Consider the following 25,746-nt stretch of genomic DNA (forward strand, 5'->3'; position numbering starts at 1 on the left):
ACGCTCATCCGCTGACATGAACCGTCTCCCATCCTCCTCCCTCGGCGGATCGGTGGGCGGCGTCGATCACGGCGAGGCTGAGCAGCCCGTCTTCAAAGGTGGCCGCGGTGGTCGGCTCGCCGTCGAAGGCCGGATACCAATCCTCGAGCATCAATGCCATCGCCCTGCTAGCGTGTCCGGCCAGGCCCGAGGGCAGGTACTGCGGGTGGGCGGGTTCGCGGTTGCTGACCGTCAGCGGGCTCAATCCATCGGCGCCGGCGGCCCCCGCCAGATATGTCGTCGATCGCAGATCGCCGTCTCCAATGATGGTGCCGTCAGCGCCGAACAACTCAAGGCGATAGTGGTCGGCGTGGGCACCCATCACCGAGACGCTCAGGATCGCGGTCAGGCCGGCCTCCATGCGCATCAGGACCGCGGCGGTGTCGTCGGCGGTGACGGGCACCACCTCCCCGTCGGGTAACTCGAGTAGCGGCTCACTGGTGCGCACCTCAGCGCAGACTGACTGGGGACGACCCAACAGGCTGCACAGGAAATCCAGGTCGTGCACCAGCATCCCGGCAAGGTAGCCGCCCCCTTGGTCGCGGTCGTACATCCAGCGCGCCTGACCGGCGTGAGTGGGATGCCAGTAGGACGCGCTGCGGCTGACCCGGGCGAGGTAAGGCTTGCCGAGGAAACCCGCGCGGACCCGATCGGCGACGGAGAGCCAGTCCGGATTCCAGCGGTTCTCGAAACAGCAGGCAGTCGGCCGGCCCGACATCGCTGCGGCGCGCACCATCTCAGCGGCCGCCTTGAGCTCCCCTGCCAGCGGCTTCTCGCAGAGCACCGCCTTGCCTGCCTCCAACGCGGCCAGCGTGATCTCACGGTGCAACACCGTCGGGGTGGCAATGGAGATGACATCGAGATCATCGCGGGTCACGAACGACTTCCAGTCGGTGGAGGTGTCCTCGATACCCACTTTGGCCGCCACCCGGCCCAACCTCTCGGGCGTGCGCGCACACAAGGCGACCGGTTCGAAACCATCGGCGGCCCGGAACCCGGGAACCTGCACGTGGGCGCCCCAGCCCACCCCCACCACACCGACCCGCAGCGTCATCTGCTCTCCCTTGGCACCCAACCGATCCGCCTCCTGCCTACAGTGACAGTAATGTTAGATTCTGCGTCCGCTCAAGGGGCTGGCTGACACTGGATTAGTGTCCTTTCAATTGTTTCCCGGTACCGATTCGTTGCCTCAGGGTGACACGAGTGCCAGAATTTGGTGTGTGAACGCGCTCGACACCGACGAACTGGAATTCACCTCGCTCATCGACCTGGGGTGGTGGCAGGACCACCCCGACGAACGCACCGCGCTGTATCGCCGACTTCGTGACGCCGGCAGGCCGGTCTTCGTGCCGATCGGGCGGAAAGGCAAGGGATTCTGGGCGGTCGGTACCCACGCCGACATCGTTGACATCAGCCGTCGCCCTGGGGACTTCTGTTCGGGCCAGGGCACCCAGATCTTCGACCAGACACCGGAGATGCGGGAGTACCGCGGCTCGATCATCGACATGGATGACCCAGAGCACATGCGGATCCGCAAGATTGTGTCCCGCGGCTTCACCCCGCGCATGCTCTCGGAACTGCGCGGCCTGGTCGAACACACCACCGCGGAGATCCTCGATGCGATGCCCGCGTCGGGCGACTGCGATTTCGTCACTGACTTCGCGATCCTGCTGCCCTTGCGGATCATCGACACCATGCTCGGTGTGCCGCGCGAGCACGAGCAGTTCATTCTCCAGTCCACCAACGTGATTTTGGGGGCCTCGGACCCGGAATATGTGCCCGAACAAAGCGTGGCCGGTATCGAGGCCGCCGTCACCGAGACAAGTGTCAAGATGATTGACCTGCTCAAGGGGATCGCCGAGGACCGCATCGCCAACCCCACCAACGATGTGATCAGCAAGCTGGTCACCTCGGAGGAGGAGAACCTCACTCCGCAGGAGCTGGCGAAGTTCTTCATCCTGCTGGTGGGGGCGGGTAACGAGACCACGCGTAATGCGTTGACCCACGGTCTGCACATCCTGACCCACCACCCCGATCAGCGTGACAGGCTACTCAGCGACTACGACGCGCTCGCCCCCCGGGCGGTCGAGGAGATTCTGCGTTACGGCAGCCCGGTGATCCATATGCGCCGAACCGTGACCGCCGACGGGGTGACGCTGGCATCCGGTTCTCACACTTTCAGCAAGGGCGACCGGGTGGTGATGTGGTACGGGGCGGCCAACCGCGATCCGGCGGCCTTCGACGAACCGGAGGTCTTTGACATCACCCGCACCCCGAACAATCACCTGGCCTTCGGTGGTCCCGGACCGCATTTCTGCCTGGGTGCACACCTGGCCCGGCTGGAGCTCAACGTGGCGTTGAAGATGATCTACGACCGCTACCCCGACATCAGAACAGTCGGCGAACCCGTGATGCTGCGCTCCAACTTCGTCAACGGCATCAAGCACCTGAACGCGACGTACACGCCATGACCACCACCATCCTGTCCGACGTCGCCGATGGTGTCATGACCATCACGCTCAACCGGCCGGATGCAGCCAACGCGTTGCGACCCGCCGACCGCGACGCCCTCATCGCGCTGTTGGCGGCCGCTGACTCCGACGAGCGGGCACGCGTTGTGGTGTTGCGCGCCACCGGGAAACATTTCTGCTCCGGCGCCGATGTGAACACGTTGCAGGACCGCCGTCAGACGGTCGACAAACGGGTACTGGATCCGATGCGGCGCATCATGAACGGCGCACAGAAGCTGGTGGCCGGCATCTTGGACTGCAACAAACCGGTCATTGCCGTGGTGCAGGGCGCCGCCGCCGGACTCGGCGCCCACATGGCCTACGCCAGCGATTTGGTCATCGCGGCCGAGAACGCCTACTTCGCAGAATCTTTCGTCAAGCGGGGCCTTGCCGTCGACGGTGGTGGCTGCTACCTGCTGCCTCGGCGCATCGGCATGCAGAAAGCCAAGGAGATGGCGTTCTTTGGGGAAAAGCTGGGTGCTGCCGAGGCGTTGGCCCTGGGCCTGGTGAACCGGGTGGTGCCGGTCGAGGAACTCGACGCCGTGGTAGCCGACTTCGCCGGCCGACTGGCCACGGCGCCCACCAGCGCGATCGCGCTCACCAAGCGCCTGCTCAACGGCTCCCCCGACTGCGACCGCAGCGCCGCATTCACCGCCGAGGCGATGGCCCAGGAGATCCAGTCGTATTCGCATGACTCCCAAGAGGGTGTGCAGGCTTTTGTCGAGAAACGCCCGACCCGCTACACGGGGTGGTGACCATGGCCCGTGCCGACATCCCGGTGATCGACCCGGCCAGCGCACCGTATTGGCAGGCTGCGCGGGAGGGTCGGCTGCTGATCGCGCACTGCCGCGCCTGCGCGACGGTGCACCACTACCCGCGGCCGTTTTGCCCACATTGCTGGAGCGAGGACGTCGTTCCGGTCCAGGCCAGCGGTAGCGGCACCCTGTACACGTATTCGACGGTGTACGTCAACGACCTCCCGCCGTTCTGCGACCGGGTGCCCTATGTCGCGGGCATTGTCGAACTTGCCGAGGGGCCGCGGGTGATGACGATGATCGAGGGTGTTCCCGACGAACAGCTCCGCATCGGAATGGCGGTCACCGCTGAATTCCGGCCCGTCGACGACCAGGATCCGGACAGCCCCTATCTGACGGTCTTCACCGCAAGCAAGGAGGACGAGTGAGAGGACTACTCGACGGAAAGGTTGCGTTGGTCACCGGCGCCGGACACGGCATCGGTCGTGGGCATGCGCTGGAGTTGGCCAAGCACGGCGCGACGGTGATCGTCAACGACCTGGGCACCTCATTGGCCGGTGAGGGGAGTGGAAAGGTCGCCGACGAGGTGGTGCAGATCATCGAAAGCCGAGGCGGCGAGGCGGTTTCGGATTTCAGCGACGTCGGCGACGAACAGCAGGTCGAGCTCGCGGTCGAACGCGCCTACTCCCAGCTGGGTCGGCTCGACATCCTCGTGAACAATGCGGGGATCGTCCGCGATAAGGCGATCTGGAACATGACCGTCGAGGACTTCGACCTCGTGATGCGGGTGCATGTTCGGGGCAGCTGGCTGACCAGCCGCGCGGTAACCCGACAATGGCGTGCGGAGTCGAAGGCCAAGGATGGCGCCAAGGTGTATGGCCGGATCATCAACACCACCTCGGGAGCCGGCCTGCACGGACACTTCGGGCAGACCAACTACAGTGCGGCCAAGGCAGCGATCGTTGGCCTGACGCAGACCCTGAGTCTGGAACTGGCCTCGATCGGCGCCACCGCCAACGTCATCAGCCCCGGTGGCCGTACGCGGATGTCCGCGTCGATGCCCGGAGCTGCGGCGGCGATCGAAGCCGACGAACGCGCCGAGGACGAGTTCGACCCCAAGGACCCGTCGCTGGGCTCGCCGGTGGTGGCGTGGCTGGCAAGTCCGGAAGCCGGCCACATAAGCGGACAAGTCATCCGCGCGCTCGGGGAGAACATCCAGTTACTTAAGGGCTGGCATCCGGTCGCGACGGTCTCTAGCGGCCAGAAGCGCTGGGACGCAAACAAGCTCGGTGTGATCATGGCGACTGATGTGTTCGGCACCCGGAATCCGGGACTGCGGCTCGGCGGCTGACTGCCCGCGTCACCAGGCAGCGCGGCGCGCCGATCGCGAGTGCTGCAGTGCGGCACCAGCTTGTCGCCCGCCGTCCCGCCGGATGGGTATCGGTGGGGCCAGGCGCATCGCGAGCTGCAGGCCCAGCAACCGCTTGACCGTCGCTACGGTGGTTCCGGGCCAACGCCGGGTCCCCCCGCGACGCGCACCTTCTGCGCACCTTCTGATGTCGTCCGGCGTTCCGAACCGCAATGGCAACACCGAGGGGGTAAGCCGGGCCGGACTAGCCGAAACTGGGGCGCTGCCCCACTCGGTTTATGCCACCGCCGCGCGAATGTCGCTGAGAACCGTTGCGATGGTGTCCATCTCGGTGTCGGTTAGGTTGGCGCGCGCCGTCAAACGCAGCCGCGAGGTGCCGGCTGGCACGGTCGGCGGCCGAAAGCAGCCGACGCTCAGTCCACCGGCTCGGCAGGCCTCAGCGGCCGCATAGGCGCGCTGCGGTTCCCCCAGCACGTAGGAGACGACCGCCGAATCAGGTTCGGCCACCGACACGAAGCGCGAGATCTCGGCGGCGCGGGCCAGTGCCCGACCTGCCATCGTCGGGTCCTGGCGCAACAGCCGTAACGAGGCGAGCGCGGCACCCACGGCTGCCGGGGCGAGTCCGGTGTCGAAGATGAACGTCCGTGCGGTATCGATCAGGTGGCTGCGCAGTCGCTCGCTGCCCAGCACCACACCGCCCTGGGCTGCCAGCGCCTTCGACAGCGTCGCGGTGATCACCAGATCTGGCTGGCCGGCCAGACCGAGCTCGTGCACGAGACCGCGACCGCCCTCGCCGCGTACGCCGATGCCGTGCGCCTCGTCGACGATCAGCACCGCCTGGTGGGCGCGCACCACGCGGTGCAGCTCCGCCAATGGCGCCAGGTCGCCATCGGCGCTGAACACCGATTCGGTGATCACCAGGGCGCGCTCCTCGGTGCGTTCGGCCAGCAGCCGCTCGACAGACCCGACGTCACCGTGCGGGGTGACCTCCACCCTGGCTCTCGACAGCCGGCAGGCATCCACCAGCGAGGCGTGGCTGCTGGCATCGGAGACCACCAGCGTTCCGCGAGCGGCCAGGGCCGTCACCACGCCCAGATTCGCGGCGTACCCGGAGGCGAACACCAGGCCTGCCTCTGCGCCGACGAAGTCGGCAAGCTCTGTCTCCAGCTGCTCGTGGTCAAGGGTCGTACCCGTCACCAGCCGAGACCCGGTTGCGCCGGTGCCCCAGGTGCAGACGGCCTCGATCGCACCCCGGATCACTGCGGGATGTCGTGACAGTCCCAGGTAGTCGTTGGATGCCAGATCGATCAGCCCGGTCCGCGGTGGTCGCGCCCGCAACTCCCGGCGCAGGCCGGCCCGCACGCGGTCGTCGGCACGCAGGTCCATCCAGTTAAGCGGGTCCAAATCCACAGCTAGCGAGCTTACTTAAACATCGTTCAATGCTTGCCGCGGGCTGCGGATATGGGCCGCCGGCCCCCGCCGAGGGATTTCACGCGTGCTCTGGGGCGCTTGCCTGCCCGCACGGTGCAGCCGACCGTTATTCGTCGTCGACGACTTTCAGTACCCCTTCCGGGCAGGCGCTTGCACCTGCGATCGCGCGATCGCGCAGCGATTCGTCGATCACGCTGGGCGGTGGCAGGAGATACCCGTTGTCGTCGAGCACGTAGACGTCGGGCGCCGCCGCATAACACTGTGCATGTCCGACGCAGCGGGATTGGTCGAATTCGATTCTGGGCATCAGGATTTCACTTCCTTACGGTTGCCCGGGGTGAACTTGATCGGCAGGCTGCGCGGGGCGTATACCTCACCGGCGTCCTCGAACATCACCTCCGGCCCGTTGGCTTCGAAGTCGGGCAGGCGCTCGAGGATTTCGGAGATCATCTCCTGAAACATCATCCGCGCCAGATGTGAGCCAAGGCAGCGGTGTTGTCCGACCCCGAAGGCCATGTGTTTCTGGCTGTTCTTGCGCCACAGGTCGATCTTGTCCGGTTCGTCGAACACTGCCGGGTCGCGGTTTGCCGCCGCCCACATGAGGATGGCGCGGTCACCGGCTTTGAGTTGCTGGCCGTGGAAGTCGGCGTCGCGCGAGACCGTGCGGGCCAGCCCCAAGGTCGGTGTGGCATGCCGGAGGAACTCGTCGGTGGCGGGTTTGAGCAATTCCGGCTGCTCGATGAGGATTCGGCGGAGCTCAGGCTGATTGATCAAGCGCAGCAGCACATTTCCAGTCAGGCCGCTGGTGGTGTCCATGCCGCCCAGCATCATCATCACGGTGTACATGGTGATCTGCATGTCGTCGAGTGGGACGCCGTCGATCTGCCCGTTTAAGATCTCGCCGAAAAGGTCGTCGCCATTCTCACCGGCCTCGCGGCGCTCGGCCATGTGCTTGTGGATTTCGGCGAACAGCTCCATGGCCGCGGTGGCGGCCTTCTGCTCATCGTGGGTGCGGTCGTGGACGAAGGTGTGCACCCAGTTCACCCACTGCAGATACTTCGACTCGTCGAACCCGAGCATGTGCAGCACGAGTTTGGCGGGCAGCGGGGTGGTCAGCTCGCCAACGATGTCGCATTCACCTCGCTCGATGAACTCGTCGACCATCTCGGAGGCCATCCGTCGCGCCTCCGGTCTTAGCCGTTCGGCCGCGCCGGGCGCGAACGTCTTGACCGTTACCTGGCGCATCTTCTTCGTCAGCGGCGGATCGGTCTCGATCGGCAGGATCGGGAACGGAGCCGTGCTGGCCGGCACACCGACCGACGGGTAGGAATTGAACAGTTCGTCGTCGCGGGCGGCCTCGAACACCGACTCGTAGTCCAGCAGCGACCAGAAGCCGCCATGCTGCTCGGAATGGGTAACCGGGCACTGCGCGCGCATCTGCGCGAGCGCCGCGTGGGGCGGCGCCTCCCGGAATTCCGGCGAATGGTGATCGAAGTTCGCGTGGAGCGGGCAGACCTCCTGCTCGACTGTCATGACCATCGTCCCTTCGTGGACTGCGAGAACGTGTCGCAAACTACAGTTTGCGTTACTTTGTAGTGTGCGCTACACGCTAAGCAATTGTGTAGTCTCGGTCAAGCGTCACAGGTAAGGTGCCGATCATGACGGTCACCGGACAGTCAGCTCCCGGCCGCGCCACGGCTTGGGGCGCCGACACACCTGTCGACGAACAGCAGGCCCGGGATCGGCTGCTCGACGCCGCCGAGGCCTGCTACGCCGACCGCGGGCCCAGCCGCACGCGGATGAGCGACATCGCGTACCGCGCCGGCGTACACCGCACCACGGTGTACTCGTATTTCCCCAACAAAGATGCGGTGCTGGCAGCATGTTTCGTGCGCGCGGTGACCGAGGTCCTGGATGCGGGTGAGCCATGCTGGCACACCGACGAGCCGTTCCTCGAGCAACTGGTGCAGGCGGTCCTTGTCGGTATGGAGACCGGGCGACGATCACCGTCGATGCGGCTGCTGATCGCTGAGCAGGAAGCCGGACGCACGTTCCGGGCCGCCGAAGCCTCCGAGTTGTGGCGCCGAGACCTTGCCGAAAACCTCGGTCAACGCATCGCGGCCGCAGCCGCCGCCGGTCAGGTCCGCGACGACGTGTCCCCGGAAACAATGGCGCACTGGGTCACCCGCATTGCGTTCAGCTTGATCGCCGAACCGGCCCGGCCCGAAGACGGCGGTGACGAGGGAATCTTGCGGACCTTCCTCATCGCGTCCCTCGCGCCGCCGACAATCAACAAATGACGTCACTTCCGAGCAGCCGGATGGATCCGGAAAGGACTGAGTCGTAGGGAATTTCACGTTCCGTGACCTCGGACATTTGCCGCGGCCAACGAACGCAACGCTGACCGGTCTGGTTTGAACATCGCGGTGAGCGGGATGTCGTCGACCACGATGAGCTGATCCGGCGCCTTGTAATCGGCCAGCTGCGTATGCACATGGGTCCGAAGTTCCGGCAGCGACGGCGGCGCGGAGGCGTCTTTCGGCACGACGAAGACCACACCGATCTCGCCGATCACGGGCGCCGGGCACCCGACGACCACCGCCCGCGAGACGGCCGGATGTGTGGCAATGACCTGCTCCACCTCGACTGGGTGCACATTGAACCCGCCACGGATGTACATGTCATCACGGCGCCCGATCAGCGACAGCGTGCCGTCGTCGTGCACCACACCCAAGTCGCCGGTACGTAACCAGCCGTCACGCAACACTTCCGCGGTCAGTTCGGGATTGCGCCAGTAACCCCGCATCACGCACGGCCCGCGGACCTCGACCACGCCGTCGCCACTCAGCCGCACCGCCATGCCTGGCGCCGGCCTGCCCACGGTGCGGAACTGGATGTCGGGTGCATCTTCGGGCTCGGTGCCGCAGATCGTCGGGCATTCGGTCATGGCGTAACGCACCACCAGTGGCACGCCGATGCGGTCGGCTACCGCGCGCACCAACTCCGGAGACGCGGGTGCGGTCGCAACCACGCCCACGCGCAGATGTGGGAACATGGCCGGCGACACCTCCAATAACTTGGCCCATTGGGTGGGCACCGCACCCGCGACGGTGATCCGCTCCTCGTGCAGAGCGGTGGCCATCCCGGCGGCGGACCATGGCGTCGGTGGAATCACAAGCGTTGTGCCCCAAAGTAGTTGGTCCCACAACTTGAACATGTAGCCGGCGTGGGCGAACGGCGTAGAGGTCAGGCGGCGGTCATAAGGTGCGCTCATCACCCCCGCTGAGACCGCACCGGCCAGTAGATTGTTCCCATCGAACACCGCTCCCTTGGGCAAGCCGGTGGTTCCGCTGGAGAAGATCAACGCGACGGGGTCATGACCGTCTATCTCAACATCAGGGACACCCGGAAATCGGTCGCCCCCTTCGTCGTAAAGGCGGCGCAGCTCGGCGGGTTCGGAAATTACCAGCGCCGGCTCCGTCTGCTCGAGGATGGCCCCAACCTCTCGGGGGCCCAGCCGGGGGTTGATCCCGGTGGTGATGGCACCGATGGTTGCCGCGGCGGCATAGCACGTCGCGTAATCGATCCCCGACGGCAATCGCAGCGCCACCACGTCGCCCTTGCCGACCCCACGGGCGACCAACCCGGGCGCAACCCTGCGGGAGCGCGACGCCCATTCGGCGAACGAGATTCGCGAGCCGGGTTCGACGTACGCTTCACGGTCGCCGTACACCACGGCTGCGGCCTCCAGCAACTCGCGGGTGTTCGCGAAGTCACCACTCAGCGCTGTCATGGCTCCTCGTTGCCGAGAACCATTGTGCCGCTTGAGCAGAACCAGCCACCGGTGCCGCTGACACAAGCAATTTTCGCATCCGCCACCTGGCGCGGTCCGCATTGACCACGCAACTGGCGGACTGCCTCAACAAGCAGGAACAGGCCGCGCTGACCGGGATGGCATGCTGACAGGCCGCCGCCGTCGGTGTTGGTGGGTAAGTGCCCCCCGATGCGCAGACTTCCCCTTTCCACAAACGCGCCGCCCTCCCCCTTCGCGCAGAATCCGAGGTCTTCAAGGGTGAGCAACAGCATGTAGGTGAACGCGTCATAGAGTTCTGCCACGTCGACCTCGGCCGGCGACACGCCGGCTCGGGCGAAGGCGAGCGGGCCACTGACCGCCGCGGGTCCGACGGTCATGTCGTCCCACTGCGAGGTCAACATATGCGAGGTGGTCTCTGCGGCGCCGAGCACCCACACCGGCCGCGACCGCAGATCCTTGACCCGGTCGGCGTTGACCATCACCACCGCGGCGCCGCCATCGCTGCGGATGCAGCAGTGCAGCTTGGTGAACGGGTCGGCGATCATCGGCCCCGACAGCACGTCGTCGATCGTTATCGGGTCGCGGTAATACGCCTCGGGGTTGTCCGCGGCGTTGCACCGCGCCGACACCGCCACCTCGGCGAGCTGCTCGATGGTGGTGCCGTACTGAGACATGTGGCGGCGGGCCGCCATCGCGTACTTGGAGATCAACGTGTGCCCGTACGGCGCTTCCCACTGCAGCGGTCCGCGCGCACCCCAGTTGATGCTCGCGCCTCGCAATCCCTTTCTGAGGTCGGCACGAGCGGTCGATCCATACGTCAGCAGCACGACATCGGCGTGACCCGCGGTGATGGCGTCGGCGGCGTGCGAGGCCATCACCTCCCATGCCGCGCCGCCGACCGCCGTCGAGTCCACCCACCGGGGCCGCAGCCCTAGGTATTCACCCACGTCGACTGGGGGCAGCGTGCCCTGTCCGGTAGACGCCAGGCCGTCGACATCGGCGGGTGAAAGGCCGGCATCGGCCAGAGCTCGACGGCTGGCCTGTGCTATCAGCTCGTAGGGGCCCTTTTCGTTGACGCGGCCCACATCGGACAGCGCGACGCCGGCAATCGCGACGGTCACTGCAGCCTGTCCTGCGTGATCAGTTCCGCGAGAACGTCGTTGGGCTCGGCGAACAGGTGCCGGAGTAGGTGGGAACGTTTGAGATAGAGGTGCATGTTGCTGTCGAAGGTGTAGCCCATACCCCCGAAGACCTGGATGCCCGCCGCGGCGTTGTCGACGGCAGCCGTGCCGGCCACTGTGAATGCGGACAAAACCTGCCACAACGCGTCGTCGCGCCCGCTGTCCAAAGCGATTGCAGCGAAGAAGGTTTGGGCCCGTGCGGCCTCAGCGGCCACCGCCATGTCGACACAACTGTGCTTGATCGCCTGGTTGGCGCCGATCGGCTTGCCGAACTGCTCGCGCGTCTTGGCGTGTTGGGCCGACTCGGCGGCGGCGGCCAGCGCCAGTCCGGTCAGGAAAGCTGACGCGAGCATAATCGCGCGTCCCCAGATCCACTCCTTCTCGGCGGGCAGCCAGTGCAGCGGCACGGCCCCGGTCACGGATGCTGACGCCAACCGGACACCGGGGTCGGCGGATTCGACGATGGTCGGCTCGCCGAAAACCGCGATGTCGACGAGTGCGGCGCCTTGCCGCGATAACACCAGTGCATAACGTGCACCGAACCAGTCGAGCAGGTCGAAAGTGCCCTTGACGGTGCGCGCCTCGCCGTCACCTCGTAAGACCCCAAGCGCGACGGTCGCTGCGCCCGAGCCGATCTCACCGGCCAGCACTGCGTCACCGCAGGCGGCAGCGACCCGTGCGCCCAACGTCCCCGCCAGGAATGGGCCTGGTGCCAGCCGCCTGCCCAGTTCGATGTGCAACAGCACCTCATCATCGAACGGCTGACCGGACCCGCCGAATTGCTCCGGCAGCCCAAGCGTGAGCAGTCCCATCTCAGCGCCCTCGCGCCACACCTCGGGCCGCACGGCGGCAGGCTTGGCGCGGTCGGCGCGCAGCTGCTCGACCGACATCCGTTCGGCGATGAATTCCGATGCGGTCAAGACGATCTCGAGCTGTTCAGCACTGGGCAGCAGGTCCATGACTGCCTCCCTACCTCGGCAGACCGAGCACACGCTCACCCAGGATGTTGCGCTGGATCTCCGAGGTGCCACCGCCGATCGCCTGCGAGAACGAGTAGTAGTAATAGCCCACCCAGCCATCGGCGTCCCATCGTGACGAATACCGAATAGCGCCCGGACCAAGGATGTCCATGGCCAGCTTGCCGATCTGTTTGGCGAGCTCGGCATAGAGCAGCTTGACCATCGAACCTTTCGGGCCCGGTGTCTCGGACTGCATGGCCAGGCAGATGTTCTGGTATGTCAGCGCCCGCAATGACGTCACCGATGCCCGGGCGCGGGCCAGTCGCCGCGCGATCTCGTCGTCGGCGATGGCCGGCCGTCGGCCGTCGGGGCCGACGTGGTCTCGGGCGTAGTCGACGAGGTCTTCGATGATCTTGGCAAGCCGCACCTGATTCGCGGTGAAAGCGGTGCCCCGCTCGAAGGACAGCGTCGACATCGCCACCGACCAGCCGTTGTCGATCTCGCCGACGACGTTGGACAGCGGAATTCTCACGTTGTCGTAGAAGACCTCGCAGAATTCCGCGCCGCCTTCGATGGTCTCGATCGGCCTGACGTCGATTCCGGACGCCGACATGTCGCAGATTACCCAGGTAATTCCGTGATGCTTGCCGCCGGTGTTGTCGGTGCGCACCAACAGTTCCTGGTAATCGGCGACGGTGGCGAAGCTGGTCCATAGCTTCTGGCCGGTGACAACCAGGTCGTCGCCGTCGATCACCGCCTTCGTACGCAATGCTGCGAGATCAGAGCCGGCTTCGGGTTCGGAAAAGCCCTGGCACCAAATCACTTCTCCTTTGAGGATTTTCGGGAGGTGGAAGAGCTTCTGCTCGTCGGTGGCGCGAGTGATCAATGTTGGTCCGGCATGGGACAGGCCGACGAAACATGCGTCGATGCCTGGGAATCCGCGCCGTGCGTACTCCTCGTACCAGATCAGCTGCTGCAGCAGGGTCAGTCCCTTGCCGCCGTATTTTGTGGGCCACGCGATGCCGGCCCAGCCGCCCTCCCACTGGATTCGCTGCCAGGCCAGGTCGTATTGGCGGATGCCGGCGTGGTCGCGCGGCCTGGGTTCGGTCGGCTTGTTCTCGTCGAGCCACGTGCGGACCTGCTCACGGAACTCTAATTGGTCGGCGGTGAAATTCAGGTCCATAGCTCCCCGAGTATAGGTGACACAATAGTCAGAAATAAAGCTTATTGCTGGCGCTGCCGGTACCTGGCGACCAGCTGCTCCGCGCCGCGGGCCAGTAGTGTCACGTCGGCACCGACCAGAACGAACGTCGCTCCGGCGGCCAGGTATCGCCGGGCGAGGGTCTCGTTGAACGCGTTCACGCCCGCGCTCTTGCCGCGCTCGACGATCGTCGCTAACGCATTCTCAATGGCACGCACTACCTCTGGATGCTCGGGCTGACCAAGTTTGCCCATGGAGGCGGCTAGATCGGCAGGCCCGATGAAGACCGCGTCGATTCCGTCGACGTCCGCGATATCGCCCAACACTGCCAGCGCAGCCATCGACTCCACCTGCACCGTCACCGAGACGCGGTCATCCGCAGTGACGAGATAGTCAGAAATGCGGTTCCAGCGGGAAGCTCTCGCCAACGCGCTGCCGACCCCCCGGATACCAGCGGGCGGGTACCGGGTTGCGTCGACGACGGCGGACGCTTCCGCGGGGCTGCCGATCATCGGGACGATGAGATTGTGCGCGCCTATGTCGAGGAGTTGCTTGATGAGGACCGGGTCGGCCACCGGTGGGCGCACCACCACATCGACGTCGGGATAGCCGGCCAGTACCTGCAGCTGTGCCAACGTGCTATGGATGTCGTTGGGTGCGTGCTCTTGGTCGACCAGCACCCAGTCGATACCAGATCCGGCGCAGATCTCGGCGATGTACCCGCTGCCCGAGGCGAGCCACATGCCGAACCGTGGACGGTCACCGGCGATCCGCTGCGCCCAGCGTGAGGTCATGGCGCCGGGTCGCTCTGCTCGATGTCGCCGGGCGGGTGGCTGCGGGGGGCGAACAGCACCGAGACGGTGCCGAGCGGACCGTAGTCGGCGACGAAGCTGTCCCCAGGCTCGGCGAACACCGGTTTGGTGAACGAACCGGAGAGAATCACGTCACCGTTCTGCAACGAAACATCATGCGGGGCAAGCCGATTGGCCAGCCAGGCTACGCCGTTGCCCGGATGGTTGAGCACGGCTGCAGCGACGCCGGACTCCTCGATGGTGCCGTTGCGCAACAGCAGCGCGGCCACCCAGCGCAGGTCGACGTCTAGCGGGCGGAACACCCGGCCACCGAGCACCAGCCCCGCGTTGGCGGCGTTGTCGGCGATTGTGTCCACGATCGTGCGCAGGTGGCCGGTTTCGGGGTCTGACATCTGGACCCGAGCGTCGAGGATCTCCAAGGCCGGGGTCACGAATTCGGTGGCGCGCAGCACGTCGAATAACGTCACGCCGGGTCCGCGCAGCGTTTCACCGAGGACGAAGGCCAGCTCCACCTCGATGCGGGGGCGAATGAAACGGCCGAGCGCCACATGGCCGCCGTCCTCGATGAACATGTCATCGAATATCGCGCCGTAGTCCGGCTCGTCGATCGAGGCAGCCCGCTGCATGACCTTGGAGGTCAGTCCGATCTTGCGGCCCCTGATCACGCGACCGTCGGCGACCTTGAGTCCGACCAGTGCCCGTTGTACCGCATAGGCGTCCTCGACGGTCATGTCGGGAAACTCCAGCGATAACTGCCGGATTGGCTTGCGGTTCTGCTCGGCCGCGTACAGCCTTCGAGCGATCTCGTCGATCTCGCCGGGCCCCGGCCGTCTCATCGGCACAGTCTCACCTGGTGAGGAACGAAACAGCCGCTGAATTGAACGATTCCGGATCTTCGAAATGCGGCCAGTGCCGGACATCAGGCATCTCAAAGACCTCGGCATGCGGGATCAAGCGGGCAATCGAGGTGGCCGTCTCCTGGTACACCCCGTGGTCGCGACCCGAGGCGACCACCATGACCGGTGCGGTGATCGACTTCCACTCGTCCTCGGGTATCAGGTTGCGATCGCGAACCGCGGCGTCCTGCAGGATCAGCAGGTGGTCGATGCTCTCTCGAGTGTCGTCCCGCTGGTAGATCGCTCGGCGCAGCCCGATCAGGTCCGGCAGGCGGTTGGCCTCGTCGGCGATGAGGTGGGCGAACACCGCGTGCAGCGAATCCCAAGTGGGTTCGTTGACGGCTTTGGTTCGTTCGGCGCGGATTCGCGCCATGTTCGATGCGGCCGCCTCCTTGCCCGCCGGCGACATCAGGATCACCTTCGACACCCGGTCGGGATGGTGCGCCGCGATCGTCGAGGCCACCCAGGCGCCCAGCGACATCGCGACGAAGTTCGCCCGCTCCATCCCGAAGTGGTCCATCACGCCGAGGACATGCTCGACGTAGACCGCGATCTCGTAGTCGTAATCAGGTTTGTCGGAAAAGCCGTTGCCGACCATGTCGATCGCCACACAGTGGAAGTGCTCGCTCAACGCGGCCAGGTTCGGCGCGAAAGTCTCCCAGTGCCCGCCTGTGCCGTGCAGCAGGATCGCATGCGGCTTGTCCGGCCGGCCCGCTTCGGCATAGCGGGTCCGCACCCGCGACCCATGCACCGCAACGTCGATGAACCCCTGCCGGAACTCCAGCTCCTTGAGGTACATCCAGATGCTCCGGTAGTCCTCAGTGTCGATCACGGCACCGGAGGTGACGGTCTCGGTCATACGGTCCCTTCGCAGCATTTCTGACATCGGTGTCGCCCAGCGTCAGCGACGACTTTACGCAGTCAGTGTGCATGTTCTGGCACGGTTACCGCAATGCCGCCCAACAATCGGTCGATTGATTCTGACAGTTGTATGCGGTAATACTTGGTGAGTCTCTCCGCCTGAACTTGAGCACCAGAGAAGAGCCACCGTCGCCATGGAATCCGACAATCACACGCCGAAGCGTCGCGAGTTGGCGATCCTGATCAATGAGTTCGCCGCGGTCCGGCTGTGGCTGGACGGGTCCGGCAACGGCCGCCGCCTGTTGGTCGAGGATCTGGAAAGCGGTGACGAGGTCTTCCTGGACCCCCTGGAACTGTCCAGCTTCACCCTTGCTACACCCGAGGATCGCGAGGATTGGCTGCGAGTCGGCCACTACCGGGGCGAACGAAAGCCACCGACACCATGACCCACGTGGACATCGTCGGGTTGGGAATGACTCAGATGTCGCTGCGCCCCAGCCCGTCCGGGGACGCCACCCCGGTGCAGCTCGCCGGCCAGGCTACGCGGGCCGCCCTTGCCGACGCCGGCATCGAACACCGTGACGTCGAGGGTCTGTTGGTCGGCTCGTCACAGGGGTTGCGGCCGGACCGGCTCGGCGTCGGGTTCGCGGCGCAGGGCGGATTCGGCGACCTGCGGCTCCTCGAGCACGTGGAGATCAAGGGCGCGACGACCGTCGCGATGATCCAGCGGGCGCGGCATGCCATCGCCACCGGCGAGGCGTCGACAGTGATCTGCGTCTTCGCCGACGCCCCGCTGGCGGCCGGCAAAGGGTCGGGATCGACCTACGCGCAAAGCGGCGGCAACGCCGGCGCCCGCGGCTTCGAGCGGGCATCGGGCCTGCTCGGCTCGGTCCCGACCTACGCCCTGCTCGCGCAGCGCTGGCTGCATGTCACCGGCAACAGCACCGACGCACTATGCGCTGTCGCGACGACCGCGCGACGTTGGGCCGAAGGCAACCCTGACGCGGTGAGCCGCGAGCCACTGGATGAGAACGGATACCGAACCAGCCCAATGATTTCCGAACCGCTGCGGCGGCTGGACTGTGCACGGCCGGTGAACGGGGCGGTAGCGATCGTGGTCACCGGCCGACCGGCGATCGGCACGTCGCGCCTGCGGGTACGCGGCACCGGACGCGAGCACCCGGTGCGGCGTCGTCGCGCCGGCGCGGAGTCGTGGTTCGGAGGAGGCCGCCGCGCCGTCGACGATGCGCTGGCCCAGGCCGGGATGAGCCGCGACGACCTCGATGTCGTGCAACTGTACGACCCGTTCACCATCGTGACACTGATCCTGCTCGACGAGTACCAGTTGACCGGCGAGGCCCCCGTGGGAGAGTTCGTCCGGGCCGGCCAGCTCGGCCCGGACGGTGCACTACCGACCAACACCGGCGGCGGCCAACTGTCCGGCTTTTACCTGCAGGGCATGACGCCGCTGGCCGAGGCCGTGGTTCAGCTGCGAGGGGACGGCGGAGCCCGTCAGGTCTCCGGCGCCAGCACTGCGCTGGTCGGCGGCCTCGGCGGCCGGATGGACCACCATGCCGCATTGGTGCTGGAGCGGGCGGCGTGAGCACCATGAACGTTGTGTCCGACTGGCTGCTGAGCGCCGAGCTGGCGCCCAACGTGCAGGACGATCCGCTGCGTCCGCTCTACGACGCGGCCGCGCGCGGCGAACTTGCGCTGCCGTTCTGCGCGTCGTGCAAGCTCACGCTCGAGCTCGAGCAACACGTGTGCGACGGATGCGGTGGTCAGCAACGGGACTGGCGGGTGGTAGTCCCCGAGGGCGTCGTGCACTCCTCGACCGTCATGCACCGACGCGAGCCGGGTCTGGTCCTGACCGACGCTCCGTACCCCGTAGTCGACGTCGAACTCGTCAGCGGCCACCGGCTGATCATGACCACATTGCATCCGGGCCAGGACGCCCCCGCGATCGGTACCGCGGTACAGGTGGCCTTCCGACAGCTCGGCATGGTCCATATACCCGCCGTGACAAACTCCGCCGACTCCGAACTAGGGGAACTTGCGTGACAACCCTCGAACAACTCACCGCCGCAGATGGTTTCGACGTCTCGACAGTCGTGCGGCGCGACCGTGTGCACGGCTCGGTCTACACGTCACCGGAGATCTTCGCCCGCGAGATGGACACCATCTTCAAGAAGGGGTGGGTGTACGTCGCCCACGAGAGCGAGGTCAGCGAACGCGGCGACTACCTGACGCGGATGATCGGCCGCGATCCCGTGGTGGTGGCACGCGGGAAGGACGGTGTGGTGCGGGTGCTGCTGAACCGCTGCACGCATCGCGCTAACAAGCTGTGCAATGCCGAGAAAGGCAACGCCAACTCGTTCCGCTGCCCCTACCACGGCTGGACCTTCGCCAATACCGGTGCGCTGTCCGGTGTTCCGATGCGTGAAGCCTACGGTGAGGTGTTTGACCAGGTGCGCTCCGGCCTGGGCCTGGCCGAAGCACCGCGGGTGGATAGCTATGGCGGGTTCATCTTCGCGTCGCTGTCGCCCGCGGGTGTCACGCTGGCCGAACATCTGGGCAAGGCGACGCACGCGATCGACCGACTGCTCAACCTGTCGCCGACGCGCTCGATCGACCTGCGCGCCAACTGGATGAAGCATCTGCATCACGCCAATTGGAAGATGGTGGTGGAGAACAATGTCGACGGCTATCACGCGCTGTTCACCCACGCGTCGGTGTACGACGCGATTCGCCCCGCCAAGGTTTCGCACGTGCCTACCAAGGTCGACGTGCTGGTCCGCGATATCGGCGGCGGGCACTCCGAGATCGATTACAGCAACGAATACCGCAAGCTCGACGAGGAATTCGTCTGGTACGGCCGCATTCCGCGGACCAAGCTCGCCGAGTATGTCGCCGCGCTCGAGGGCGCCTATGGCCCCGAGCAGGCGCACGACGCGTTGGTGGTCGGCCCGCCGCACACGCTGATCTGGCCCAACCTGTTTCTGGCCGAGATGAACGTGATGTTTGTCGAACCGCAGGCCCCTGACCGCACGGTCGCCTACACCACAGCGGTCCTCATCCCGGGTCACGACAAGCTCAACGAGCGCACGCTGCGTCGTGCCGAGGGCGCGATGGGGCCTGCGGGCTTCCTGATCGCCGACGACGGTGAGATCGGTATGCGCAACCAGGCGGGCCTGGCCGCCGAAGAGCCTGAGTGGCTGGTTCTGTCCCGCGGTGTCGACAGCGACGTCACTGATGACACCGGCATCGTAAACACCGACAAGAGCGCCGAGACGCCCCAGCGTGGTTTCTATGCCCAGTGGGCGGCCGTCGTCGGTGGAAAGGCCTGACCGCCATGACCATCGAGACAGACATTGCTCAGCGGTCTGCGATCATCTCCGCGGCGGTGCGCCCTCTGCCGGATCCCGAGATCCTGTCCTTCTTGCACCTGGAGGCGCGGCTGGCCGACGAGGGCCGCTACTCGGAGTGGGAGGCCTTGTGGGCCGATGACGAGAACGTCCTGTACCGCGTTCCCATGCACCCCGACGACGACCCCCGCACCACGCTGGCCTACGTTAACGACAATCGTAGGCGCATCAAAAGCCGTGTGGCCCAGCTCAATACCGGCAACCGCCATTCGCAGATCCCGCCCTCGGTGATGCGCCGGGTACTGTCCAATAGCGAGGTGTCCGACACCACGCCGGATACCGTGACCGTCGAGTCCAATTTCGCGTTGTTCGAATACCGTTACCGGCAACGATTCTGGGCCGGCCGGGTCAGTCACACTGTCCGCCGCACCGGCAAACCGGGCGAGCTGTGGCTGCTTCGCAAGGTCGTCAATCTCATCGACGCCGGCGGCCCGATCGACACATTGGCCTTCCTGATATGAGAACCACGTGCTGGTAGGCGATATCTCGGCCAACAATGCCCGCCGGTACCCGCAGAAGCGAGCGCTGGTGGATGGCGACCGGGTGCACACCTGGACGCAGGTCGATGACCGGGCGCGGCGGCTGGCCAGCCTGCTCCTCGGCCGCGGCCTGTTGCCCGGCGACCGAGTGCCGGTGATTGCGCGCAATTGCATCGAATGGCCCGAGATTTCGTTCGGGCTGGCCAAGGCCGGACTGATCGCGGTGCCGGTGAACATCCGGTTGGCACCGGACGAAGTGGCCCACATTCTGGACGATTCGGGTGCGCGTGCCGCGATCGTGCACGCCGACCAGCACGACAAGTTCGCTCTCGAGCTCAACGACGTGATCGTCTTCACCATCGGGCCGGATTACGAGACCGCCCTGGCGGCAGCCGATCCGGACCCGCCGCGACTAGCCATCTCCCCCGATGACATCGCGGTCATCCTCTACACCAGCGGCACCACCGGCCGCGCCAAGGGCGTGATGAACACCCACCGGGGACTGCTCTATCAGGCCGCCGACACGAATCTGGTGACGGAGGCGAACCGGTCCGACGTGATGCTGGCGACCACACCGTTCTTCACCGCCGGCGGCATGGTCCGCACCGTGTCGTGGCTTTATCTCGGCCAGACGATGGTGATTCACCAGCGGTTCGATCCGCAGGCCGTGATCGACGAGATCGAACGCAGCGCAATTACCTTCACGACGTTCATCCCGACCATGCTGCAACGGACGCTGGCAATCATCGAGAGCGGGCCGCCCCGCGACATGTCGAGCCTGCGCCGGATCTCCTACGGCTCGGCCCCGGTACCGCCGGGACTGGCGCAAAAGGCGATGGATCTGCTGGGTTGCGATCTGCAGCAGCGCTACGGGCTGACCGAGTGCGGAGGCCAGGCCACCATCCTGACCCCGCAAGACCACCGCGATATCGTCGCCGGCAAGACATCGATAGCCACCTCCTGCGGGCAGGAGACTCCGATGTGCTCGATTCGGATCGTCGACGGTGACGGCGCCGCCCTGCCGGCCGGGGAGATCGGCGAGATCGTGATCCAGAGTCCGGCGAATGCAATCGGGTACTGGAACCGCCCCGAACAGACGGCCGAAGCATTCCGACCCGACGGCTTGCGGACCGGGGATCTCGGTTACCTCGACACCGAGAACTATCTGCACATCACCGGCCGGAAATCGGACATGATCATCTCGGGCGGGTTCAACGTCTACCCCGCCGAGATCGAGCGGGTGATCGCCCGCCACGACGGCGTTGAACTGGTCGCGGTGGTCGGTGTGCCCGATCCCGAGTGGGGTGAGTCGCCCGTCGCAGTGGTGATCCCCAGAAAAAGCAAGGGCACCGCCGTCGACCTGGAAGGTCTGACGGCGGAACTGACGGTGCTGTGCCGGGCCGAACTGGCCGGCTACAAGCAACCGCGCCGCTTCGAATTTCGCGACGAGTTTCCGCTCGGACCGGCAGGCAAGATCCTGAAGCGAGAGATAGCTAACCAGGTAATCGAATTCAGCGGTAGGGACGGGAGACTGTCCATGACATCGGCACCGAGCAAGGAGCGGCCGTGACCGATCTGGATAACCCGACCACCATCGAGTTCGAGGTCACCGATCACATAGCGACGGTGACGCTGAACCGTCCCGACCAGCTGAACAGCTTCAACGAGCAGATGGCCACCGAGCTCACCACTGCCTGGCGGCGGATCCGCGAAGACGACGACATTTTTGTCGCGGTGCTACGCGCAAATGGCGAGCGGGCGTTCTGTACCGGTATCGACGTGTCCAAGGGCGCGTGGTGGTATCACCTGCCGATCTTCAATCAGGAAGATCCCGGCGCCCACCTGGGGCCGAAGGCAAACCTGGTGTGGAAGCCGGTGATTGCGGCGCTGCACGGCATGGTGGCCGGCGGCGCGATGTACTTCGTCAATGAATGCGACTTCGCGATCTGCTCGGAGAGCGCGACGTTCTTCGATCCGCATGTCAATTCGGGCGCGGTGTCGGCGCTGGAGCCGATGGGAATGTTGTCCCTCGGTGTGCCCTACGGCGAGGTGATGCGCTGGGCGCTGCTGGGCAGCGAGGAACGGCTGACCGCACAGACCGCGCAGCGGATTGGTTTGGTCACCGAAATCGTTACTGACGACCAATTGCGGCCTCGTGCAGCCGAATTGGCCCGCGAGATTGCGGCTCGGCGACCCCTGGCCATCCAGGGCACCGTGCGCGCGATGTGGGAGGCGCGAGACCTATCGCCGAGCCTGCGCCAGCGGCACGGCCTGTCCTACACCCAGATTGGCAACCCCAGGGGCGACGAGCGAACCGACTCACGGACCAACAAGCGCACGCCACGCTTTCGGTGACCTGATTTCGCTGAGCGGGAGGACCCATGACTGAAGCGGCGATCGATAGGTTGACCGAGTTCAAGCTGCTCATCGGCGGCGAGCAGGTGGCGGCCGTCTCGGGTGCGACCTACGACAGCGTGGACCCGTTCACCGGGAAGGCCTGGGCCCGGGTACCCGACGGTGAGGCCGTCGACGTCGACCTCGCGGTAACAGCCGCCAGGGCCGCTCTCGAGGGGTCGTGGGGGCAGCTGACCGCCACTGCTCGCGGCAGACTCATCTACCGGCTCGGCGAGGTCATCGCACGCGAAGCCGAGACCCTGGCGGACCTGGAAGTGCGGGACGGCGGAAAGCTGCTGCGAGAGATGGTCGGTCAGATGCGCTCGCTGCCCGACTATTACTTCTACTACGCCGGGATGGCGGACAAGCTGCAGGGTGCGGTGGTGTCCACCGACAAGCCGAACTTCTTTGTCTACACCCGCCACGAGCCAATCGGGGTGGTCGGGGCGATCACGCCCTGGAATTCGCCGCTGCTGCTGCTGACCTGGAAGTTGGCCGCCGGACTCGCCGCGGGCTGCACGTTCGTGGTCAAACCCAGCGACCACACCCCGACGTCGACGCTGGCGTTCGCAAAACTGTTCGCCGAGGCCGGTTTCCCGCCCGGCGTGATCAACGTCGTCACCGGCTGGGGGCCCCGGACCGGCGCCGCACTGGCGTCGCATCCGGGGGTCGACAAGGTCGCTTTCACCGGCTCGACTTCAACCGGAATCCAGGTGGGCAGGGCCGCGATCGCGAACATGACCCGGTTCAGCCTGGAACTCGGCGGGAAGTCAGCTCAGGTGGTGTTTCCCGACGCAGACCTCGATGCGGCGGCCAATGGTGTGATCGCCGGCGTCTTCGCGGCCACCGGTCAGACGTGTCTGGCAGGATCACGGCTGTTGGTGCACGAAGACGTCGCCGATGCGCTGGTGGACAGGATTGTCGCCCGTGCGGCCACCATCAAGCTTGGTGACCCGAAGGATCCGGCGACCGAAATGGGGCCCATATCCAACGAACCGCAGTACCGAAAGGTGTTGTCGCACTTCGCCGCCGCCCGGGAGGAGGGCGCGACGATCAGGTACGGCGGTGAACCGGCAGACGACCTCGGCGGGTTGTTCGTCAAGCCGACCGTGCTCACCGGCGTCAACCGATCGATGCGAGCGGTGACCGAAGAGATCTTCGGGCCCGTGCTGACGGTGATGACCTTCCGCGACGAAGATGAGGCCGTGGCCGCAGCGAACGCCACCGAGTTCGGCCTGGCCGGCTCCGTGTGGACCGAAAACATCCACCGGGCACACCGGGTAGCGGCCAAACTGCGGGCGGGAACCGTATGGGTCAACGCGTATCGCGTTGTAGGCCCGCATGTTCCGTTCGGCGGTATGGGCTACAGCGGCATCGGCCGGGAGAACGGCATCGACGCCGTGAAGGACTTCACCGAGACCAAGGCGGTGTGGGTGGAGTTGTCCGGTGCTACCCGTGACCCATTCACGCTCGGCTGAGGTAGCCGACACTGCTCTCCACCAAGGAGATACACGCATGACGCTCCGATTTGCCCCCGTCGCCATCCGGATCTGACGTGTCCACAATTGCGGCCGGCTCCAGGGGGGCCTGGGAGTTGCCCGACGAACTGGTGATGCTGCGTGACACGGTCCGGCGGTTTATGCACACCCACGTGCATCCACTCGAGGACGGGCTCGAACACGACGCCAACGGTCTACCGCGCGAACAGCTCGTCGAATTACAGACCAAGGCGCGTGAGATCGGGCTGTGGGCGCTGCAAACACCTGAGGAATTCGGCGGCGCCGGCCTCAGCGCGCTGGGCCAGGTGGTGGTGGCCGAGGAAGCGGCGAAATGCAGGATGGGGGCATTCTTTCCGGCGCTCGGTGCGTTCGGCGGCAACCCACCGAACGTCATGTTCAAGGCCTCACCCGAGCAGTTCGAAAAGTACGCACGCCCGATCATCGAGGGCACCATGAGCAAGGCCTACACCGCGATCACCGAAGCATCGGGCGGATCGGACCCCGCACGCGCCATTCGGCTCAAAGCCGTTCGCGCCGGGTCGGAATACGTGCTCAACGGGTCGAAGATGTGGATATCGCACGCGCCCGGCGCCGACTGGGGCGTGGTCTACGCCCGAACCGGGGCGGGTCGTAACGGCATCTCGGCGTTCATCGTCGAGAGGGACACCCCCGGTGTCACCTTCAGCCGCATCCCGGTGCTGGCGTCCTTTGCCCCCTGCGAGCTGCATTTCGACGACGTCCGGATCCCGGCCGCCCAGATGATCGGCGAAGAGGGGCAAGGGCTTTCACTGGCCACCGATTTCCTCGTCCACGGCCGTATCATCTACGCCGCCGGCCCGATCGGCATCGCCCAGACCGCGCTGGACATGGCGTGCCGGTGGGCCAAAGACCGCGACGTTTTCGGCGGCAAGCTCGCCGATAAGCAGGGGATCCGGTGGATGCTGGCCGACAGCGAGGTCCAGCTGCGCGCCGCCCGGCTACTGACCTACCAGGCGGCGTGCAACGCCGACCTGGGCCGAAACGTCGCCGTGGATGCCTCAGCGGCGAAGCTGTGCGCCACCGAATCCGCCTACCAGGTCCTGGACCGCTGCATGCAGATTCACGGCGCGCTGGGACTTTCCGGCGAACTGCCGCTGGAGCGCTGGTTTCGCGATCTGCGCGTCAAACGGCTCGGCGAAGGCGCGACCGAGGTCCAGCGTGACGTCGTCGCTCGCGCTTTGCTGGGATGAGGTGCCTACACCGGTCACCCCTCATGGGGCACCGCCATCGGCGTAGATGGTCTGCCCGGTCACGAAACCACAGACATCGGAGAGCAGAAATGCGATCAGCGCCCCGATCTCCTCGGGCTGTCCCGGGCGCTGCAGCGCGGCGTCGAAACCGAAGTCCTCGACGAGCGCCCGCTCCAGTGCCTCGTGGTAGGGATAACCCTTGCTCTTGGCGATCGCTCCGCGCAGCGCGTGCAACGCGTCGGTTTCCACCGCACCGGGGGCGACGCAGTTGGCGCGCACGCCGGATTTTCCATGGGTGCGGGCGATCCCACGGGTGAAGGCCGCGACCGCGGCCTTGAGGCTGGCGTAGGGCAGCCGCGGCTCATGCGGAGCCCGCGCCGAATAGGCCGCGGTGGTCACGATCGCTCCCCTGCTGGCGATCAGGTGAGGCAGCGCAGCCTGGACACACCGGGTCGTCGCCAGAAGAACATCGCGAAATGCGTTCTCCCAGGCGTCGTCATCGGAGTCGATCGGCATCATCCCCGCAGTGCCCATCGTGACGGCGATGCCATCCAGGCGCCCCAGGAGCCCCACCGCCTGCTCGACTACCGCGATCGCCACACCGGCCTGGCTGACATCCGCGGCCAACCCGTACGCGGCCGCCGCGCCGTCGCCGACCAACGTGGCCGCGGCTGCTTTGGCCTTGTCATCGTTGCGTCCCACCACGACGACCGCGGCACCCTCGGCGGCGAGCGCGCGCGCTCCGGCAAGCCCCATCCCCGCAGTGCCGCCGACGACGACATAGCCCTTGCCACCGACGCGCAGATCCATCGCGACCTCCTGCAGTAGACATCACCGTCAGAACCCTAAACCACACTGAGACCACCCCGGCGGGCGCTGACGGATCACCGCA

At 65.9% G+C, this 25,746-nt stretch carries 26 protein-coding genes; 14 read left to right on the forward strand and 12 right to left on the reverse strand.

The window, feature by feature from the left end; translation table 11 throughout:
- Window positions 1-4 precede the first annotated feature (4 nt).
- On the reverse strand, window positions 5-1,093 hold the full coding sequence (locus tag KXD96_RS26770) for a Gfo/Idh/MocA family protein (protein ID WP_225601049.1): 1,089 nt from the start codon (window positions 1,091-1,093) through the stop codon (window positions 5-7).
- Between the two features lie 166 nt (window positions 1,094-1,259).
- Between KXD96_RS26770 and KXD96_RS26775 the strand changes: the two genes are divergently transcribed.
- From KXD96_RS26775 to KXD96_RS26790, 4 genes are read left to right on the forward strand one after another with little or no spacing between them, the layout of a single operon-like run.
- Complete coding sequence (locus tag KXD96_RS26775; RefSeq protein ID WP_225601050.1) at window positions 1,260-2,510, forward strand: cytochrome P450; 1,251 nt, start codon at window positions 1,260-1,262, stop codon at window positions 2,508-2,510.
- Entirely contained in the window at window positions 2,507-3,304 is a 798-nt protein-coding gene (locus KXD96_RS26780; RefSeq protein WP_225601051.1) for an enoyl-CoA hydratase/isomerase family protein, read from the forward strand. The genes KXD96_RS26775 and KXD96_RS26780 overlap by 4 nt, the downstream gene beginning before the upstream one ends.
- Before the next feature lie 2 nt (window positions 3,305-3,306).
- Window positions 3,307-3,732, forward strand: a complete 426-nt coding sequence (locus tag KXD96_RS26785; RefSeq protein WP_225601052.1) for a Zn-ribbon domain-containing OB-fold protein — start codon at window positions 3,307-3,309, stop codon at window positions 3,730-3,732.
- On the forward strand, window positions 3,729-4,655 hold the full coding sequence (locus KXD96_RS26790) for an SDR family NAD(P)-dependent oxidoreductase (RefSeq protein WP_225601053.1): 927 nt from the start codon (window positions 3,729-3,731) through the stop codon (window positions 4,653-4,655). The genes KXD96_RS26785 and KXD96_RS26790 overlap by 4 nt, the downstream gene beginning before the upstream one ends.
- Window positions 4,656-4,949: 294 nt before the next feature.
- On the opposite strand, the gene KXD96_RS26795 is transcribed toward KXD96_RS26790, so the two are convergent.
- From KXD96_RS26795 to KXD96_RS26805, 3 genes are all read right to left on the reverse strand, one after another.
- Window positions 4,950-6,059 carry an 8-amino-7-oxononanoate synthase gene (locus KXD96_RS26795; RefSeq protein ID WP_225601165.1) on the reverse strand — a complete coding sequence of 370 codons (1,110 nt, stop codon included), beginning with the start codon at window positions 6,057-6,059 and terminating at the stop codon, window positions 4,950-4,952.
- Between the two features lie 151 nt (window positions 6,060-6,210).
- Window positions 6,211-6,411: a ferredoxin gene (locus KXD96_RS26800; RefSeq protein ID WP_225601054.1), complete on the reverse strand. Its 201-nt coding sequence runs from the start codon at window positions 6,409-6,411 to the stop codon at window positions 6,211-6,213.
- Window positions 6,411-7,637, reverse strand: a complete 1,227-nt coding sequence (locus tag KXD96_RS26805) for a cytochrome P450 (protein ID WP_225601055.1) — start codon at window positions 7,635-7,637, stop codon at window positions 6,411-6,413. The genes KXD96_RS26800 and KXD96_RS26805 overlap by 1 nt, the downstream gene beginning before the upstream one ends.
- A 125-nt stretch (window positions 7,638-7,762) precedes the next feature.
- On the opposite strand from KXD96_RS26805, the gene KXD96_RS26810 reads away from it, so the two are divergent.
- Window positions 7,763-8,404 carry a TetR/AcrR family transcriptional regulator gene (locus KXD96_RS26810; RefSeq protein WP_225601056.1) on the forward strand — a complete coding sequence of 214 codons (642 nt, stop codon included), beginning with the start codon at window positions 7,763-7,765 and terminating at the stop codon, window positions 8,402-8,404.
- Window positions 8,405-8,457: 53 nt separating this feature from the next.
- On the opposite strand, the gene KXD96_RS26815 is transcribed toward KXD96_RS26810, so the two are convergent.
- From KXD96_RS26815 to KXD96_RS26845, 7 genes are read right to left on the reverse strand one after another with little or no spacing between them, the layout of a single operon-like run.
- A complete protein-coding gene (locus tag KXD96_RS26815) occupies window positions 8,458-9,897 on the reverse strand; it encodes a class I adenylate-forming enzyme family protein (RefSeq protein WP_225601057.1) in 1,440 nt (479 codons plus the stop codon).
- Window positions 9,894-11,039, reverse strand: a complete 1,146-nt coding sequence (locus tag KXD96_RS26820) for an acetyl-CoA acetyltransferase (protein WP_225601058.1) — start codon at window positions 11,037-11,039, stop codon at window positions 9,894-9,896. The genes KXD96_RS26815 and KXD96_RS26820 overlap by 4 nt, the downstream gene beginning before the upstream one ends.
- Window positions 11,036-12,058, reverse strand: coding sequence for an acyl-CoA dehydrogenase family protein (locus KXD96_RS26825; protein WP_225601059.1), 1,023 nt, complete (start codon window positions 12,056-12,058; stop codon window positions 11,036-11,038). The genes KXD96_RS26820 and KXD96_RS26825 overlap by 4 nt, the downstream gene beginning before the upstream one ends.
- Window positions 12,059-12,068: 10 nt before the next feature.
- Window positions 12,069-13,241: an acyl-CoA dehydrogenase family protein gene (locus KXD96_RS26830; protein ID WP_225601060.1), complete on the reverse strand. Its 1,173-nt coding sequence runs from the start codon at window positions 13,239-13,241 to the stop codon at window positions 12,069-12,071.
- Between the two features lie 41 nt (window positions 13,242-13,282).
- Window positions 13,283-14,053 carry an aldolase/citrate lyase family protein gene (locus KXD96_RS26835; RefSeq protein WP_225601061.1) on the reverse strand — a complete coding sequence of 257 codons (771 nt, stop codon included), beginning with the start codon at window positions 14,051-14,053 and terminating at the stop codon, window positions 13,283-13,285.
- Entirely contained in the window at window positions 14,050-14,907 is an 858-nt protein-coding gene (gene hpaH / locus KXD96_RS26840) for a 2-oxo-hept-4-ene-1,7-dioate hydratase (protein ID WP_225601166.1), read from the reverse strand. The genes KXD96_RS26835 and hpaH overlap by 4 nt, the downstream gene beginning before the upstream one ends.
- Before the next feature lie 10 nt (window positions 14,908-14,917).
- On the reverse strand, window positions 14,918-15,826 hold the full coding sequence (locus tag KXD96_RS26845) for an alpha/beta fold hydrolase (RefSeq protein WP_225601062.1): 909 nt from the start codon (window positions 15,824-15,826) through the stop codon (window positions 14,918-14,920).
- Between the two features lie 196 nt (window positions 15,827-16,022).
- Here KXD96_RS26845 and KXD96_RS26850 point away from each other — a divergent pair, with 196 nt between their 5' ends.
- The 9 genes from KXD96_RS26850 (at window position 16,023) to KXD96_RS26890 (ending at window position 24,854) form a co-directional block, all read left to right on the forward strand.
- Window positions 16,023-16,274, forward strand: coding sequence for a hypothetical protein (locus KXD96_RS26850; protein ID WP_225601063.1), 252 nt, complete (start codon window positions 16,023-16,025; stop codon window positions 16,272-16,274).
- Window positions 16,271-17,431: a thiolase family protein gene (locus tag KXD96_RS26855; protein ID WP_225601064.1), complete on the forward strand. Its 1,161-nt coding sequence runs from the start codon at window positions 16,271-16,273 to the stop codon at window positions 17,429-17,431. Before KXD96_RS26850 ends, KXD96_RS26855 begins: the two co-directional genes overlap by 4 nt.
- 5 nt (window positions 17,432-17,436) lie before the next feature.
- Complete coding sequence (locus KXD96_RS26860; RefSeq protein WP_225601167.1) at window positions 17,437-17,889, forward strand: Zn-ribbon domain-containing OB-fold protein; 453 nt, start codon at window positions 17,437-17,439, stop codon at window positions 17,887-17,889.
- Window positions 17,886-19,175: a Rieske 2Fe-2S domain-containing protein gene (locus KXD96_RS26865; protein WP_225601065.1), complete on the forward strand. Its 1,290-nt coding sequence runs from the start codon at window positions 17,886-17,888 to the stop codon at window positions 19,173-19,175. Before KXD96_RS26860 ends, KXD96_RS26865 begins: the two co-directional genes overlap by 4 nt.
- A gap of 5 nt (window positions 19,176-19,180) precedes the next feature.
- Window positions 19,181-19,714, forward strand: a complete 534-nt coding sequence (locus tag KXD96_RS26870) for an aromatic-ring-hydroxylating dioxygenase subunit beta (RefSeq protein WP_225601066.1) — start codon at window positions 19,181-19,183, stop codon at window positions 19,712-19,714.
- Between the two features lie 7 nt (window positions 19,715-19,721).
- Entirely contained in the window at window positions 19,722-21,302 is a 1,581-nt protein-coding gene (locus tag KXD96_RS26875; protein ID WP_225601067.1) for a class I adenylate-forming enzyme family protein, read from the forward strand.
- Window positions 21,299-22,087 carry an enoyl-CoA hydratase/isomerase family protein gene (locus KXD96_RS26880; protein ID WP_225601068.1) on the forward strand — a complete coding sequence of 263 codons (789 nt, stop codon included), beginning with the start codon at window positions 21,299-21,301 and terminating at the stop codon, window positions 22,085-22,087. The genes KXD96_RS26875 and KXD96_RS26880 overlap by 4 nt, the downstream gene beginning before the upstream one ends.
- A 26-nt stretch (window positions 22,088-22,113) precedes the next feature.
- Window positions 22,114-23,604, forward strand: coding sequence for an aldehyde dehydrogenase (locus KXD96_RS26885; protein ID WP_225601069.1), 1,491 nt, complete (start codon window positions 22,114-22,116; stop codon window positions 23,602-23,604).
- 134 nt (window positions 23,605-23,738) lie between these two features.
- Window positions 23,739-24,854 (forward strand): acyl-CoA dehydrogenase family protein, encoded by a 1,116-nt coding sequence (locus KXD96_RS26890; RefSeq protein ID WP_225601168.1) that lies wholly within the window; start codon window positions 23,739-23,741, stop codon window positions 24,852-24,854.
- Window positions 24,855-24,875: 21 nt separating this feature from the next.
- Here the strand turns inward: KXD96_RS26890 and KXD96_RS26895 are convergent, their stop codons facing one another.
- Window positions 24,876-25,664: an SDR family NAD(P)-dependent oxidoreductase gene (locus tag KXD96_RS26895; protein ID WP_225601070.1), complete on the reverse strand. Its 789-nt coding sequence runs from the start codon at window positions 25,662-25,664 to the stop codon at window positions 24,876-24,878.
- Window positions 25,665-25,746 lie beyond the last annotated feature (82 nt).

Origin of the sequence: Mycobacterium sp. SMC-2, from assembly GCF_025263485.1 — a bacterium.
Taxonomy (GTDB): Bacteria; Actinomycetota; Actinomycetes; order Mycobacteriales; family Mycobacteriaceae; genus Mycobacterium.